General features: G+C 45.8%; 9 protein-coding genes. 7 read left to right on the forward strand and 2 right to left on the reverse strand.

Annotated features, from left to right (window positions below; genetic code table 11):
* The first annotated feature begins 108 nt into the window (after nt 1–108).
* The 7 genes from ACYVNW_RS12475 to xseB all read left to right on the forward strand — a co-directional run bounded on the left by ACYVNW_RS12475 (nt 109) and on the right by xseB (nt 13,383).
* Nucleotides 109–3,216, forward strand: coding sequence for an ATP-binding protein (locus ACYVNW_RS12475; RefSeq protein ID WP_460680200.1), 3,108 nt, complete (start codon nt 109–111; stop codon nt 3,214–3,216).
* A 455-nt stretch (nt 3,217–3,671) separates the two neighbouring features.
* Complete coding sequence (locus ACYVNW_RS12480) at nt 3,672–6,932, forward strand: SusC/RagA family TonB-linked outer membrane protein (RefSeq protein ID WP_460680201.1); 3,261 nt, start codon at nt 3,672–3,674, stop codon at nt 6,930–6,932.
* An 11-nt stretch (nt 6,933–6,943) separates the two neighbouring features.
* Entirely contained in the window at nt 6,944–8,509 is a 1,566-nt protein-coding gene (locus tag ACYVNW_RS12485) for a SusD/RagB family nutrient-binding outer membrane lipoprotein (protein ID WP_460680202.1), read from the forward strand.
* Nucleotides 8,510–8,548: 39 nt separating this feature from the next.
* Entirely contained in the window at nt 8,549–10,150 is a 1,602-nt protein-coding gene (locus tag ACYVNW_RS12490; protein ID WP_460680203.1) for a DUF5689 domain-containing protein, read from the forward strand.
* Nucleotides 10,151–10,218: 68 nt separating this feature from the next.
* Nucleotides 10,219–11,628: a calcineurin-like phosphoesterase C-terminal domain-containing protein gene (locus ACYVNW_RS12495; RefSeq protein WP_460680204.1), complete on the forward strand. Its 1,410-nt coding sequence runs from the start codon at nt 10,219–10,221 to the stop codon at nt 11,626–11,628.
* Nucleotides 11,629–11,770: 142 nt separating this feature from the next.
* Complete coding sequence (xseA, locus tag ACYVNW_RS12500; protein ID WP_460680205.1) at nt 11,771–13,180, forward strand: exodeoxyribonuclease VII large subunit; 1,410 nt, start codon at nt 11,771–11,773, stop codon at nt 13,178–13,180.
* Nucleotides 13,177–13,383, forward strand: coding sequence for an exodeoxyribonuclease VII small subunit (gene xseB / locus ACYVNW_RS12505; protein WP_460680206.1), 207 nt, complete (start codon nt 13,177–13,179; stop codon nt 13,381–13,383). The genes xseA and xseB overlap by 4 nt, the downstream gene beginning before the upstream one ends.
* A 254-nt stretch (nt 13,384–13,637) precedes the next feature.
* Here the strand turns inward: xseB and ACYVNW_RS12510 are convergent, their stop codons facing one another.
* Together ACYVNW_RS12510 and ACYVNW_RS12515 are read right to left on the reverse strand one after the other, a co-directional pair.
* Nucleotides 13,638–16,058 (reverse strand): ABC transporter permease, encoded by a 2,421-nt coding sequence (locus ACYVNW_RS12510; protein WP_460680207.1) that lies wholly within the window; start codon nt 16,056–16,058, stop codon nt 13,638–13,640.
* 157 nt (nt 16,059–16,215) lie between these two features.
* A complete protein-coding gene (locus tag ACYVNW_RS12515; RefSeq protein WP_460680208.1) occupies nt 16,216–17,541 on the reverse strand; it encodes a TolC family protein in 1,326 nt (441 codons plus the stop codon).
* Nucleotides 17,542–17,544 lie beyond the last annotated feature (3 nt).

A 17,544-nucleotide genomic window follows, 5' to 3' on the forward strand; every position in this document is an offset into this window, starting at 1 on the left:
ATTGCTCTGCTGTGCCAGCCGGGGTAAGCTCCAGGCAGGAAACAAAAGATTGCTAAAAAATGTATATTTTCGTATTGGTTAATACATCCACCTCTATCTATAAGTAACGTGTCCGAAATATATCCATTTTTGCAGGGAGGAGGTCGCATGGGCGAACTCATACGAGCTACTGATTGGTCTGCAACCTCTCTGGGCCTTCCTGAATACTGGCCCGAAAGCCTGAAATCGGCAGTTGCGATCAGTCTCAATTCCGGCTTCCCGATTGCCGTATACTGGGGCGAAGACTTTACGTTAATTTATAATGATGCCTGGAGCAGTATTCCCGGCGAGAAGCACCCTTGGGCGCTGGGTAAACCCGGCGCCGAAGTATGGCCTGAAATATGGCCGGGACTGATTGATGAGTTTCAGACCGTGCTGAACAAAGGGCAATCCTTTCGCCGGCCTGATGCGCCTTTATATATGCACCGTTACGGCTATACGGAAGAATGCTACTTTGATTATACTTTATCGCCCATTGTAGCCGCCGATGGAACAGTGGGGGGCGTATTCAATGCCGTTATCGAAACCACATATCGCGTAATTAATGAGCGACGGAATCAACTGCTGCACTCACTTTTAAATCAGGCTCATGCTGCCCGCGAGTTTAATGCCGCCATTACCAATATTAACGCCTTGCTTAGCGGCAGTACTGCTGATATTCCTTTTTATGCCTTATACACAACCACCGAACCTGACGGCACTTTGCAATTATCAGCCCATGGTGGCTTAACTGCAGCGCAACTTGCCGGTGTTAGCGACTTGGTGCACCAGCATACCAATTACAATGTTCCCTTGTATGTAGATAATGTAAGTCAGCATTTTCACGAACCTATGTACAGCATTTGGCCCGAGCCGGTTACCGAAGCTTTGGCCGTACCTATAACCAGCGGAGATGCACAACTAAAAGGATGTATGCTGATGGGTGTATCAGCGCGTAAGCGGCTGGATGACGATTACCGCACTTTTTTATCAACTGTTGGCTTTCATACCGGCACTTTGCTTACCAATGCGCTGGCATATGAAGTAAACACGGCCTATCGCAACGAGCAGGCGCTGAATGAAGAACTGGCCGCCGCCAACGAGGAGCTGCTTTCTACCAACGAGGAGTTGAACCGCACGCAGCACAACCTGGACAGGTTAAATACAGAACTGAACGAACGGGTAACCGACCGCACAAAGGCCTTTATGGCAAGTGAGCAGCGCTTGCGCCTGATGGTAATGAGTTCACATTACCCACTTATGATTTTGGAAGGTGAAGAATTTCGGATTGAAATTGCCAACCAGCAACTTGCTAATTTTTGGGGCAAAACGCTTAATGAAATTATGGGTCGTAAGCTGATGGATGTATTACCCGAACTTGAAGGCCAGCCTTTTCCTGAATTATTAAAACGTGTATACACAACCGGCCAGCCTTATGGGCAGGAAGAAGAGATTTTTTACTATGATACACCTGAAGGGCGCACCACCAAATACGTTAGCTTTTATTATGATCCGCTAACTAATGAAGAAGGGGAAGTAAATGCCATTGTAGTAGCTGCTAATGATATTACGGCTACAGTAACCGCCCGCAAACTACTGGAAGAAAGCTATGAACAGCAACAGGCACTAAACGAAGAAATAGCCGCTGCCAATGAAGAACTGGCTACCACCAATGAGGAATTAATAACCACAAACGAAGAACTGAGCGAAACGCAGGAGATACTGAAAAGAACCATCAACAGTTTATCTGAAAGCGAAAACCGCTTCGGTTTTATGCTCAATACCATACCACAACAGGTTTGGACGGCCATGCCTGATGGTGCACTCAATTATGTAAACCAAATGGTTTGCGATAATTTTGGCTACAGCGGCGACGAAGTAGTTGGCCACGGATGGCAAAAATTTATTCACCCGGATGATTTGCCCGGTTGCCTCAGAGCCTGGCAGGCATCGTTACAAAGTGGTAAACAATACCAAACAGAGTTTAGGCTGCTGATGCATGACGGCACCTATCGCTGGCATCTCTCGCGTGCCTTGCCCTTTATTAAAAATAATGAAATTACACTTTGGTTGGGCACCAACACTGATATTGAATTGCAGAAAAACAATGAGCAGCGAAAAGACGAGTTTCTTTCTATAGCCAGCCATGAGCTGCGCACGCCGCTTACCAGTATTAAAGCATTCAACCAGTTAATGCGGCGCACCAGCGATCCTGAAAAACTGGGTAATTTCTTAGCCAAATCATCTGACCATATTTATCGCCTCGAAAAGTTGATTAATGACCTGCTGGATGTTACCCGCATTAACGCTGGCAAAATGAGTTACAACATGGAGCCTTTCAATTTTGCCGAAATGCTAACCGGCAGTGTTGAGGCGGTACAACACACGGCCCCCCAATATGAGCTCAAGGTAGAAAGTAATGCGGATATCACTTATACCGGCGACCGCATACGACTGGAGCAGGTAGTGCATAACTTTCTGACGAATGCAGTAAAATATTCGCCCGAAAATAAATCCATCCTCATCAATTCAAGGGTTGAAGAAGACAGCATTATTGTTTCAGTTCAGGATTTTGGTATCGGCATTGCACCTGACCACCTCGATAAGATATTTGACCGCTATTACCGGGTTGATAACACGGCTATGCGATTTGAGGGATTGGGTTTAGGGCTTTTCATTTCATCAGAAATACTAAAGCGCCATCATGGCACTTTCTGGATTGAAAGCCGGCAGGGCGAAGGCTCGATATTTTATTTCAGGTTGCCACTCTCAGATCAGAATGGAAAAACAGCAACCGTAGTAAAAACCGACCAGCGCTACGAAGACCACTTAATCAGTATTATATACAACCCCGAACAGCAGCAGCTGGAAGCCGACTGGAAAGGCTTTCAAACTTTTGAATCGGTACAATTTGGCTGTATGATGCTGCTGGAACTCATTAACAAAAACAAGGTGCGCAAGCTATATAATGATAACCGCCATGTGCTGGGCACCTGGTCCGAAGCGTCGGAGTGGGTAGGCCAGGAATGGTTCCCGTTGGCGGAGCAGGCAGGCCTGCAATATGTGGCCTGGGTACTTTCTCCCAGTGCTTTCAGCCAGTTATCAGCCAAAAAAAGTGTGGACGTAATGCAGGGCAACGTAGTTACCCAATTTTTTACCGATGTGGCTGATGCTATGGAATGGTTACAAGATAAATAACCGGTTATCCAGGCGGCATACAATTTTATTCAAGCATTTCCAGGTTCAGCTTTAACAGGCTGAACCTTTTTTATGCCACAGCCTACCCGCATCTTTTCTGTGTATTTTTCACACTATTTAAAAACGGATATAAAATCCTTCATCATAAAAAGTTAACATTTCATTAAAAATAACGTGATATATAATTAAGCGGCAGCCCTGGCCTCCAGTCGGCATTTAAGCGTACAACCGTTGACGACATATGCATATATATGTCTAATTATTAACAATATACACGAGTTACAATATTTAACAACTACCTTTTTAACCAGCTCTCACCCCCTATATTTTATCTTTTGTAACATTCTTGCAGGCAATACAAGCATGACAGTGATTTAATTCTGCCTTAATACCACCGAGCGACTTTTGCCCCAGAAATTAACAGGTTATCACCACAATGCTAATTACCAACAAGAATGAATAAAACTTTTACTCACAACTTTATCCGTTATTTAAAATTTAAGATTGGCTTGGCATATCACCCTGCCTTTGCCATCTTGTGTGTTGCTTTTTTGTGCATCTGCACGCCCGGCCGGTTAATGGCCCAGTCTGACCTTGTTACCGTAAAAGGCAGTGTGGTAGATGACGGCGACTCGCAGCCATTGGCCGGCGTTACCATTACCAATGCTGCCAAAAGAGGCTTGGGCATTACCAACATCAACGGCGAGTTTAGCATCACTGTTCCCCGGGGCAGTGAGTTTAGCTTTGGCATGGTAGGTTATGCTCCCACCAAACTATCATTTAAAAACAACGAGAACAAACTGGTAGTGCGGCTAAAGCAGGCCACCAGTCAACTGAACGAAGTAGTGGTTACGGCACTGGGCATTAAACGCGAAGAGCGTGCCTTAGGCTATTCGGCCCCGGTAGTAAAAGGCGAAGAATTAACTAACGCCATTTCTGCCAACTGGACAGACGCTTTATCAGGTAAAGTACCCGGCTTGAATTTAGTACGTTCAAACAGCGGCCCGGCAGGATCAAACAAAATTATCCTTCGTGGCGAGAACAACCTTACCGGTAACAATGAGGCCCTGATTGTAATTGATGGTGTGGTCACCAGTAATAGTAGCGGCCGCCGTACGGCTATCAACGGTGAGTCTACTTATGGTACCAGCAGCGATAACATGCCGGCAGATTATGGCAGTAGCTTAAATGATATCAATCCGCAAGATATTGAAAGTGTTACGGTGCTGAAAGGCGCAGCAGCAGCAGCCCTGTATGGCCAGCGCGGCGCCAATGGTGCCGTATTGATTACTACTAAATCGGGTATCAGAAAAAACCATGGTTTGGGTATTACTTTTTCATCAAACGCATCTATTGAACAAGTAAACCGCTGGCCCGATATGCAGTTTCAATACGGCCAGGGATTGGCCGGTGCTAATTATTACTCTTATGGTGCCAGTGCCGATGGTGCCAGCACCAGTGGTACCAGTTCGGCCTACGGTCCTAAATTTGATGGCCAGCTGTTTTATCAGTACGACCCGATTACACAAACGCAAGGCACTACACGCACGCCCTGGGTAGCTTACCCTGATAAGATACACCAGTATTTTGAAACTGGTAAAACGTATACCAACCAAATTAGTGTAGACGGTGGCACCGATAAAACATCAGCCCGTTTTTCGGCTACCAATGTTAAAAACGAATGGATTATTCCGAATACAGGTTATACCCGCAACTCGGTTTCCATGTCATTCAACTCCAAGGTGAATGATAAGCTGAGCATTTCGTCGAAAGTTATTTACAACAACCGCAACAGTGATAATCTACCTGGCGCAGGCTACGGTAACCAATCGCCTATGTACTGGTTTATTTTCTGGCAACCCAATGCCGATCTGGATTGGCTGAGAAACTATTGGAAAAACGGGCAGGTAGGCCGCGTTATACAATACCCGTACAGTTCGTTCCCTGAAAACCCATATGCTGTATCTTATGAGTTTATCAATAAAACCAACCGGAACGAAGTTACCGGTAACATACAGGCCACATACAATTTTTCCAAAGAGTTAAGCTTACAATTAAGAACCTCACTGGATATGAGCTTTGAGCAGCGCGAGCAAGACCGCCCATATGATGCCGGTTCTAAATTTGTAAGAGGCTCATACCGTACACAAGATATTAACTCTCAGGAAAGCAGTGCTGACTTCTTATTACGCTACAACAAAAACGTTAATAAAGACATTAACATTACCACCACTTTAGGCGGTAGCTTACTGAGCAACAAGTACAATAAAGACGAAGTAAGAGCCGACTCTTTAACCATCCCTCAGATATATAAGCTTTCTAATGCGGCAGGTACCCCAATAGTGATACCAGATGCCAGCAGGTTTAAGCTGAACAGTGCTTATGCATTGGTTTCTTCTTCATATAAAGATTTCTTGTACCTGGATGTTACTGCCCGCCAGGATTACACCAGTACACTGGCTACGCCAGAGCGTACCGCTAACGTAGGCTTCTTTTACCCTTCAATCAGCGGTAGCTTTATTGCCTCAGAGGTATTTAAACTGCCTAAACAAATCAGTTACGCCAAACTCCGGGCTTCTTACGCTGAGGCAGGTAGCGGCGGTACTACTCCTTACTTAACTTCATACAATTATGTACAGCCTCCAGGCGGTGTATTCCCGGGCGGAGCATTGCAAAACCCAACTATATTAACTAATCCTAACCTTGAGTCTTTCCGTTCAAAAACCTATGAGTTAGGCGCTGATATCAGGCTTTTCAACAGTCGGTTAAACTTCGACATTACTTTATATTCCGGTAATACCAATAATCAAATTCTGACCAGACAGCTTGACCGCGCTTCTGGCTACAACGGAGCGGTAATTAACTTTGGCCGTGTAAACAACAGGGGTATTGAAATTGGCATTAACGGCAACCCGGTACGTACCAACAGCGGCTTCAACTGGACTGCCTTCTTTAACTTCAGTGCCAACAGAAACAGGATAACCCAACTGGGCGACAGTGCAGTAGTGTTAAGAACCGGCCCTGTTGGCGGCGGGCAAATTGTAGCCAACGTAGGCGGCAGCACCGGCGACTTATATGGCCGCGGCTATGTACGCGCCCCCGATGGCCAGGTGGTATATGATGCTACAACGGGTATTGCAAAAATATCGCAAAATGTAGTTTACCTGGGTAACACCACGCCTAAGTTTAAAACTAGTGTAGGCAGTAATTTCAGCTATAAGCAATTCAGCTTAAATGTACTTTTTGATGCTCAGTTTGGTGCAGTTGCCCACTCGCTGATGAATTATAAAATGGTAGAGCAAGGCAAGTTAACCAGCACCTTGCCGGGCAGATACAGTGGAATTATTGGTAATGGCGTGGTGCAAAATGCAGATGGCTCTTACAGCCCGAACACTACTATTTCTTATGACATAGATGCTTATTACCGTTCGCATATGGGCGTTGATAATGCTGAGGGCAGCACCTTCAGTACCGATTTTATTAAATTCAGAGAAGCCAGCTTTAACTATACTTTGCCACCGGGACTTACACGCAAATTAGGTTTACAGCGCGCCACAGTAGGCGTTTACGGCCGCGATTTATTTATCTGGTCGCCATGGCCAATGTTCGATCCGGAGTTTGGTACCCTTAGCGGAACCGACATTGTGACCGGCTTTGAAGTAGGCCAGTTCCCATCTACCCGAACCCTGGGTGTAAACCTCATTGTTCAATTTTAACACCTGCGAAAATGAAACATCAAATATTATATAAATTAACATGTTTAATGCTTGCTGCAGTGGTATTACTGCCTTCATGCAAAAAGGATTTCGATAAAGTAAATACCGACCCCATTGGCATCAGCAATGCACTGCCGCAGCAGTTACTGGCACCGGCACTGGCCGCTACCTTAAATGCCAACATGCAGCGCAACCGCAACTTTAACAACGAATTGATGCAGGTTACTGTTAACCAAACAGATGACGACGCTGCCATCTTCAGGTACGAGTATCGGAACACGATTTCTGATTATTTATGGAACTCCTGTTACATTCAGCTTACCAATTTCAAAGATATTTATAAAATTGCCGGCCAGCCTGCTACTGCTAACAAGTCTTACCAGGCCATCTCACTTATCTGCCAGTCATGGATTTACTCTATGCTTACAGATACTTATGGCGATGTTCCTTATTCGAAATCTAACCTTGCCCGAGACAGCAGTATTTATGAGCCGGCCTTTGACAGGCAGAAGGATATTTATACTGATATTTTTCAACAGCTGGAAACAGCCAATACCCTGCTGGCGTCTAACACATCTATTGTTGCCAGCAGCGATCCGGTGTTTAACGGCAATATTAGCAAATGGCGCAAATTTGGCAATTCATTGTACCTGCGCCTGTTGCTGCGGCTTTCGGGTAAAGCTGAGGTATCGTCTACCGTAATTGCAAAAATTAAGCAGATGGTAGACACACAAGCCTCTACCTACCCTATTATGACCAGCAATGATGACTCTGCCATTTTAAGATGGACAGGCGGTGCCTATGTTTCACCTTACCAAACCATACGAGAGCAGGATTGGCGCGCACCAGCTATAGGTAACTTTTTCATCGGGCATTTGGTAGACTGGTTTGATCCCCGCATCAATATTCCCACTTATGGTACCAGTGGGTTTAACCGTTGGAGTATTGCACAGGGGCCTAATGGTTTTGCCGGTGTACCCAGCGGCTATGCTGCCGGAACAGGTGCCCCCAAGCAATCTTACTTTTACTCCAATACCTCAGCTGTGAGCCTGCAAACCGATCCGCTAACAGGCATGATCATGAACTATGGCGAAGTACAATTTATACTGGCCGAAGCAGCCGCCAAAGGCTACATTTCTACCGGTACAGCCAAAACCTACTGGGAAACTGGCGTATTGAGTGGAATTACGTTATGGTTACCTACCTGGCCTAATGCAACTGCGGCCGGCGCACCAGCTACCACAACCACCATTAACACACCAGAATTCCGCAAATATTTGGTCGATGCCGATATCGAGTGGGATGAAACCGAATCACTGGATGCTAAAATGGAGCGCATTCACCTGCAAAAATATTATGCCTTGTTCTTAACCGATATGGAACAGTGGTTTGAATACCGCCGCACCGGCCACCCTATTTTACCAAAAGGCCCGGGCTTAAGAAACGGCGGTGTAATGCCGGCGCGCATGGTATATCCTGTATACGTGCAATCGGCTAACCCTACCAATTACAAAACAGCCGTTGCTGCACAAGGCGCTGATGTGATTTCAACACAGGTTTGGTGGCAAAAACAATAAGACATCAAAAATCCATTTTTGATAATTAGCATGATTCAAATGAAAAGAACAGTATATTATACCATCATATGTTTAGCCGCCCTTGTATGGGCCGGCTGTAAAAAAGGCTCCAACTATCCGGGCGGGCGTGTAAGCCCTTACCTGCCTATTTATGACCTGCGCGAACTGTACAAGGGAACTGACCTTACCTTATCTGAAGATAACATGTATGGCTCTGATCAGATTACAGGTATTGTAGTATCAGACTATACCGGCAAAAACCTGCCCGAAGGCCTACTGATGATTCAGGATAAACGCCGCCTCTCACAATTAAGGGGCATTACTATCCCTATCGGGGCTGATGCGGCCAAATATGTATCAGGCGATTCGGTTACGGTTAAAGTTACCGGCGGCGTACTTACACGCAGCAACGGTACGCTGCAAATCACCAACGTTCCGGCCAGCGCAATTACAAAAATATCCAGCGGCAACGCCATTGCTGTTAACCGGGTAGCCAGCAGCGCTATATTAAATGATCCTTCAAAATATGAAAGTACCTTGGTAGCCATTGTAAAAGGTGGCTTTGACCCGCTGCCAACCCCTACCGATAAGTTTGCAGGTGATAAAACAGTAAACGACGGCTTTGAAAACATTACACTGCACACTGAAACCGACGCTACCTTCGCCAACAATGTATTGCCCGTAAGCGCCAACTTTTTTGGCGTAGTACTTAATACGGCTGGGGCCGATGGTAAAATTACGCCTCAAATACGCATGCGCAAAGCTGATGATGTACAGTTACTGAGTTCTACCATCAATATCACGCCTATTGTCATCAGTGGTTTTATCAATGATGTTTCAGGTACAGATGGCAACTATGAATATATTCAGCTATTGGCTACACAGGATATTGATTTCGCTCAAACTCCTTTCTCAGTAGTGGTTACCAACAATGCCGGTGCCTCAGTACCTGCGGGTTTTCCTACCAATGGCTGGGCTACAGGCGGTGGTTCGGCTGCATCGGGCACTGTGGCAGCTACCATGTTCCGTACGTTTAAATTTAATTTAACTACCGGTACAGCAAAAAAGGGCACCTATATTTATGTTGGTGGTGCTGGTAAAGCCATCAATGGCTCCGGCTCTACCAGCCTTGCTTCTTCTAACTGGATACGTTCTTTTAATTATACCACTATTGATGGCGATGGTTTTGGTGCCCGTAACGGCAACCTGCTTGCCAATAGCGGAAACGCCTTTGGCATGGCTGTGTTTGCCGGAACCACGGTAACCAAAGACACCCAACCTATTGATGTAATATTTGTGGGTACAGGCGGCTCGCTGTTCTCAGCCGGCCCTCCTGCGGTAGGGTATCGGATTGCCAATACCGACTTTTATGATATCATAAATCCGGTTACACTGCAATCGCAGCCTTTTAACCGCCAAGGTTCTAACACCATGGCGCTAACGTATACTACCCCATCTGACCAAGGCTTTTTCTATAAGTTAGGTGGCACTTATAACTCCCGTTTGGGTAAATGGGTAAAGGCTAGAACGCAGTCTATTATTAAACTAAGTAAAACCTCTGCGCTCAACGAAATAGAAGGCATATTCCCGGCAGCTACGGCTACCGATCCGGGCGTTGCAGCTACCGGCCTTAAAGACTAAATTTTTATACTACTAATCAAAGGGCTGCTGCTGGTAATTGCCTAAGCAGCAGCCCTTCTTATATCATCATGAACCGCAGATTATTTTTACAAAAATCGCTTTTTCTGACAGGCGCTTTAACGCTTACCTTCCGTAACACTTTTGGCTTCAAAAAACCGGCCGCTACTGTTACCGGCAAAGTAACATCGGGCACTAAACCCTTAGCCAATGTATTGGTATCAGACGGTTTCAGCATTGTGCAAACCAACAAAGACGGCAGCTATCAGCTTACGCCTGATACTAAAGCCGAATTTGTATTCATCAGCGTACCGGCTGGTTATGACATTCCGCATGAAAACCAGATTGCCCGCCATTATCACCGTATGGACCAGGGCGGCAACTTCGATTTCAACCTGAAACCGCTACCCAAAAATGACAGCAAACACAGCTTTATTGTATGGGCCGACCCGCAGGTAAAAAACAAGAAAGATGTGGCGCAAATGCTGGCCCAGTCAGTACCCGATACACAAAAAACCATTGCCGACTTAGGTGCCGGCGAACTGGTACACGGCATTGCCGTAGGCGATTTGGTTTGGGATAACCATGAACTGTTCCCGATGTATAATGAGGCCGTATCAGAAATGGGTATACCATTTTACCAGGGTTTAGGCAACCACGATATGGATTACCGCCTGGGCGGTGATGAAACTTCAGACCAAACATTTAAAAAACACTACGGCCCTACCTATTACTCATTTAACCGTGGCCGTGCCCACTATGTAATGCTGGATGATGTACGTTACCTGGGCCGCGAGCGTGAATATGATGGCTACATTACCGAGCAGCAATTGAACTGGCTGGCTAAAGATTTACAATACGTAAAAAAAGATGACCTGCTGTTTATCTGCTTGCATATACCGGTATATGATCAGGTGAAAAATAACGAGGACTTATACAAGTTGCTGCGGCCATTCAAAAACGTGCATATTTTATCAGGCCATACCCATTACAACGTCAACAACATTAAAGGCAACATTTTTGAGCATAACCACGGCGCGGTATGCGGCGCCTGGTGGACCGGCCCTATCTGCGGCGATGGCACCCCGCGCGGCTATGCCGTTTACACAGTAGAAGGCAACCAGGTAAAATGGTATTACAAAGGCATGGATATGGACAAATCGCAGCAAATGTCGCTGTACATAGACCAGTCTACCGGCCAAAAGCAACTGGTAGCCAACGTTTGGAATTGGGATCCGGCCTGGAAGGTAGAATACTGGCTGGACGGCCAGCACAAAGGTGAATTAAAAAACCAGCACGGTTTAGACCCCGAAGCAGTAAAATTGTATAAAGGCGATCAGTTACCTAACCCACGCCCATTTGTGGAGCCTAACGATACCGAGCACTTATTCATGCTGCCATTGGCTGCCGATGTGAAAAACATCAAGGTATTGGCTACCGACCGTTTCGGCAACCAATATACCAGCGAAGCTAAAGCTTAAACCTATACCTTATCATACAAAAAAAGCGCTTAACCAATTGGTTAAGCGCTTTTTTTGTGCCCACTCTGCTGAAACTTTTATTTGACCTAAGTTTTTTGTATATTGTTAATATGCCGTTTTAAGGCATGCATACAGTTTAAATTTGGCTCCGGTACAATACATCCGTTTATCGCAGCTGGCCGATTGGGTACAGCAAACCATTGACGAAACTTTAGGTAGTTATGCCTTTTGGGTACTGGCCGAGGTAACCAGTCATACTTACCGGGCACACAACCGGCACCATTATTTCGAACTGGTAGAAAAAGATACCGGCAGCAGTGCGCTTACCGCTAAGTTCTCGGCACGGGCCTGGCAAGAGGGCGCGGAGCAGATTGCCGAATTTGAAGAAGCTACCGGGCAGCGTTTTACCAATGGCATACAGGTATTGGTACAGGTAACCATTCAATATCATCCGGCTTACGGCCTGCAGCTGGTGTTGCTTGATATTGATACCAGTTTTACGCTCGGCGCATTAGAGAAACAAAAGCAGGCTACCCTGCAGCGCCTGCTGGATGAAAACCCGGAGCACATCCGCCTGGCCGGCGAGGTGTATGAAACCAGCAACCGGTTATTAAAATTGAACCGGGTGATACAACACATTGCGGTTATTTCTTCCAGTACTTCAGCAGGGTTCGAAGATTTTCAACACACCTTACAGCAAAACTCGTTTGGTTATGCCCTGCGCATGGATAATTACTTTGCCGTGGTGCAGGGCGAAAACAATGCTAAGCAACTGGTAGATAAGCTGATTGAGATTTACCAATCAGGTATTGCTTATGATGCGGTGGTAATCATCAGAGGTGGCGGCGCGCAAACCGATTTTCTGTTATTTGAACAATATGCCATTGGCCGGGCGATTGCCCGCTTCCCCATCCCGGTGATTACCGGCATCGGGCATCAGAAGAATGAAACCATTGCCGACCTGATGGCGCATACAGCCGTAAAAACGCCCACTAAAGCGGCCGAACTCATTATTGCTCACAACCGGGCTTTTGAAGATGATTTGCTGTTTTTAGAGCAGCAGTTGGTCATCAGGGCACAGCAGCTGGTGGCGGATAAGCATAACGATTTATTACAGCTTAAAAACCAACTCGTCAGTAATACTGTGACTTATGTAACCGACCGTAAAGAAGCATTAAACCAGCAAAACCAAACCATCACTACCCAAAGCCGCGAATTGCTTTTTGAGCAACGTTCAGCATTGGCCGGGGTGAATGCGAAGCTGGTAACTGGCACTCAGCTACAGTTATTGAGCAGTAAGCACCAGTTGCGCTTTGCCCACTACACTTTAAAACTGGCCAGCCGTTATTATTTGAAGCATCGGAAACAACAACTGGACAATATGCAGCAGGTGACGACTCTGCTATCAACTGAAAATATTTTGAAAAAGGGTTTTGCCTTAGTGAAGCCGTTAGACGACACAATAGGTTTAGAGCCGGGCAGCAGCATTGAAATTACCTTAGCCGGGCAGCAGTTGGTGGCCACGGTAACCGAAAACAAGAAACAACCATGAAAAAGAATATAACCTACGAACAGGCCTATAACGAATTGCAGGAGATTGCCCAGGCCATAGAAGAGGAGACCATTGGCGTAGATGAACTGGCCGACAAGCTAAGCCGTGCAGCCGAACTGAGCGCCTACTGTCAATCGAAACTGCGGGCTACTGAGGATAGCGTAAACCGCATTTTAGAGCAGATGGATAAGCAGGGTAGTTGAATTACTAATTGCTCTTTTGAGTGGGATAAGGGGTAAAAGAAAACAATAAAATAAACGCTGTCACCCTGAGGCACTCGAAGGGTAGTTGCAGAGCCGTTTATATAAGCGGCCTGTGCACCCATGCTTCGAGTGCCTCAGCATGATAGTGTTTACTTATTTGCACAGCTCCTTAAATACAGGTGCTTTGCTATCATTCGGCATTGCAATTCCTTTAATTGCTTATTACCAATTACAGTTATATTATCCATTTCTATCTACTCGCCCCGCAAACCCTTTACCGGGTTTACCAACGCGGCTTTTATGGATTGGAAGCTGACGGTAAGGAAGGCAATCATCACCATGCCGGCACCGGCGGTCAGTAATATCCATAGCTGTATGTGCTGGCGGTAGGCGAAAGTTTGCAGCCATTGGTTCATAAAAAACCAAGCCAGTGGTATAGCAATCACCAGGGCAATCAGTACCAGCCGGATAAAGTCTTTGGATAACATCGCGATGATTGTTGCCACATCAGCGCCCAGTACTTTGCGGATGCTGATTTCCTTGTTACGCTGCTCGGCTGCATAAGCGGCCAGGCCAAACAAACCAAGGCAAGCAATGATAATGGCCAGCGAAGTGAAGATGATAAATATTTTACCGATCTGCTGCTCGGCACGGTAACTGGCTTCAAAGTCGGCATCCATGAATGAATACTTAAAAGGCTTGGCACTTAACTCCTTCCAACGGGTTTTCAATTGATCAATCAGCGCGGGTAGCTGCTTGCTGTCTGTACGGATGCTCAGGCTACCGTGATCCTGCCCGTACATTAATATGACCGGTGTAATATTATCGCGCAGCGAACTAAAATTGAAATCTTTAACCACACCAATGATGTGATAAGGCATCATTACCGGCTTCGAATCTACCAGCGATGATTTATACAGCACCTGATCTACCGGATTCTTCAAACCCAAAAATTTTGCTGCCGTTTCATTAATTACAACTGCCGCCGTATCAGTTGGCATCTGGGCCGAAAAGCTACGGCCGGCGGCCAGTTTCATATCCAATGTTTTGATGTAATCTTCATCCACCACCCATTGCTGCGGAAAAATAGACTGTTTACTGTCGGTTACGGCAGTTTTATAAAAGATAGCCGTGCTGCGGTTGCCCGATGTAGGCAAGAAACCGCTCAAGGTAGCATTGGTAACGCCCGGCAGCCGCTTTACTTCTTGCTTAAACGTACCGGCATGGTCGCCCAAATCATATACGTTATTTACAATTAATACCTGATTGCGGTTATAGCCCAAATCACGGTTTTGGATGTAGCTGAGCTGGCTGTATACCACCAGCGTACCAATAATTAAAAAGACAGAAACCGAAAACTGGAACACCACCAGAAAACTGCGCAAGCGCCCCCCTTTAAACCCGGCAGATAATTTTCCTTTTAGTACCTGTATAGGTTGAAAGCCTGACAGGAAAAAAGCCGGATAAGACCCTGCAATAAAGCCGATAACCACCACAGCCAACAGCAAAGCGGGTACCAGCCAAACCAAACTGTGCAAAGTTACCGTAATGTTTTTACCCGAAAGTTGATTGAATACAGGCAGCGCCCCCCAAGCCATAAATACGGCAATCAGCATGGCGCCAAGTGTTAACAGGGTAGATTCGGTTAAAAACTGACCTATCAGGAAATTACGGCTCGAACCCAATACTTTACGCACTCCTACTTCGCGGGCCCGGTCGGCCGAGCGGGCGGTGCTCAGGTTCATAAAATTTACACAGGCAATTAATAAGATAAATACCGCAATAGCCGAAAAGATGTATACATACTGCACGGTGCTGTTAGGGCTTAATTCACCCGTCATGCTGGAGTGCAGGTGAATTTGCGTTAACGGCATCAAATTCATGCGGAAAAAGCTGCCGCTGCGCTCAAAGGAGTCAATGTTCATTTTCAACTCTGTTTGCATCTGGCCGTTGCTATACTGGCGCAGCAATTGCGGAAATTTGGCATCTATCTGCTTATAGTCAGCATCCTTGCGCAGTAATACGTAAGTATTAAAATTGCTCCGCAGCCACTCGGGCGAAGTACTTTCCAGGTTGGTGGCCATAGAAACCAACACATCGTACCTGAAATGCGATTGCTGCGGCATATCTTCGATTACCCCCGTTACCTTCAGCGGACTTTCATCGGTAGCCAGCATTTCACCCACTACATTTAATTTGCCAAAATACTTTTTAGCTGCGGTTACACTCAATACCACCGAGTTAGGTTCTTTCAAAGCAGTAGCCAAATTGCCATACCGCATAGGCAGCGTAAATACATTAAATAATGAGGCATCGGCAAAAGCTGTATTGTTTTCGGTAAACAGCTCTGTGCCTCTTTTAAGGTGCATGCCATAAATAGGCTTAATACGTACGGCATCTTCCACCTGCGGAAAATCGGTTTTCATCACTTTTGCCAGCGGCGGCATGGCTGCGGCATAATGTACCCGGTTTTCACCCAGCTTTAAATCTTCGTTCACACGGTAAATTCGGCCGGCATTAGTGTTATAGCGGTCGTAGCTTAACTCATCTACTACATACAACACAATCAGTAAAAAGGTAGCCAGCCCCAAAGCCAACCCGAAAATATTAATCAGCGTAAACCCTTTATTTTTTTGAAGGTTGCGCAGTGCGGTTTTAAAGTAATTTTTAAGCATGGCGATGAGTGTTTAATGTAACGGATAGATTGAACTTGAAATTTTGTCATTGCGAGGAACGAAGCAATCTCGTAGCTGTGCTTATTCTCTCTGCTTACAACGAGATTGCTTCGTTCCTCACAATGACAAGTTTTACAATATGCTATTGAGGGCTGCTTTATAATTTCCCCTGATAATAATCTAATATTTTAGTACGGATAGCGTAATCATACTTGGCAATAATCAGGTTGGTATTGGCCTGATCCAGTTTGTTCTTGATCACTACAAAGTCAACCGAGGTGAGCACGCCGGAATTGTACCTGATTTGTGCTACCCGGAAAGATTCGTTAAAGGCGTTTACCTGCGTTTGCAATACCTGATAACGACTGTAAGCCGAGGTCATGTTCACATAAGCTTGTTCGATATTTTGCTTCAGTTGTATTTTGGTGCTTTCTTCTACATATTTGGTATTCAGCAAATTAATTTTCGACAATGATACTGCATTGCGCCTGCGGAAGTAGTTGAATACCGGCAGTTGCAAGCTGAGCCCAAAGCTTGAACTATAATTGTTTTTGAGTTGATTACCATAGCTTTGCTGTGCCCCCGGAAAATCATATTGATAAGCATAGCGCGAATACAAGCCACTGTATAAAGACAGCGTTGGAAAAAGTGCGCCTTTAGCCACCTGCACTCCCTTTTCGGCGCTCTCGCGTTTTAAGGTAGCCGATTTTACTTGGGCAAAATCATTTAGCGCCGTACTATATACTTGGTCAGCATTGTATGGGTAATTAGCCATTTCTGCTGCGGTAGAGATGGGCTGAATTTTAAAATTTTTCTGGTAAGGAATGTTCAGCAACTGTAATAAAGACAGCTTGGAAACTTCCAGCGTGTTTTGTGCATTAATAACCGCCAGTTCATCTGAAGCCAGCTGGCCTTGTATATCATATAAATCTGAAGGTTTTACAGCGCCGTTTTTATTTAATATCTCGGTGCGTTGCAGCGTTTGGCGCGATACTTCTACCTGCGCATTGGCCTGCTTTACCAAATCGGCATTGTTCAGCACCTGCAGATAGGCAGTGATCACGTTTAGCGTAACCGCGTCCTTAGCCTGCTGAAAGTCCATTTGCCCGGCTTGGTAGGCTAACCGGGTTTGCTTAATATTATTCAGCAGCGACAGGCCGTTGAATACGGTTAAATCGCCCTGTAAATTGTAATTGGCCGATAACAGCTTTTGATTTACATAAGTATAGGTAGTAGGATCCAAACTGCGTCCGCTGTTGATGTTATGATCTACACTGCCGTTTACTGCCGGCAACAGGTTTTCTTTAGCCTGCTGGTAACTGATGCGGGTACGCTCGGCTTCAAGGCCGCTTTGCCTTACCTGCAGGTTATTGTTTAAGGCCACCGCCACACATTGCTGCAGGGTTAAGCTGTCCTGTTCTGCCTTTACAGCCCGGCCTGCCAGCAAACCGCCAATCAGTAATATTAAATATTTATAGTTCATGGC

Source organism: Mucilaginibacter koreensis, from assembly GCF_054783355.1.

Bases quoted from the DNA above. Each gene is read 5' to 3' on its own strand.
- ACYVNW_RS12480 (WP_460680201.1), top strand. From the start codon at position 3,672: ATGAATAAAACTTTTACTCACAACTTTATCCGTTATTTAAAATTTAAG.
- ACYVNW_RS12485 (WP_460680202.1), top strand. From the start codon at position 6,944: ATGAAACATCAAATATTATATAAATTAACATGTTTAATGCTTGCTGCA.
- ACYVNW_RS12490 (WP_460680203.1), top strand. From the start codon at position 8,549: ATGAAAAGAACAGTATATTATACCATCATATGTTTAGCCGCCCTTGTA.
- ACYVNW_RS12495 (WP_460680204.1), top strand. From the start codon at position 10,219: ATGAACCGCAGATTATTTTTACAAAAATCGCTTTTTCTGACAGGCGCT.
- xseB (WP_460680206.1), top strand. From the start codon at position 13,177: ATGAAAAAGAATATAACCTACGAACAGGCCTATAACGAATTGCAGGAG.
- ACYVNW_RS12510 (WP_460680207.1), bottom strand. From the start codon at position 16,058: ATGCTTAAAAATTACTTTAAAACCGCACTGCGCAACCTTCAAAAAAAT.
- ACYVNW_RS12515 (WP_460680208.1), bottom strand. From the start codon at position 17,541: ATGAACTATAAATATTTAATATTACTGATTGGCGGTTTGCTGGCAGGC.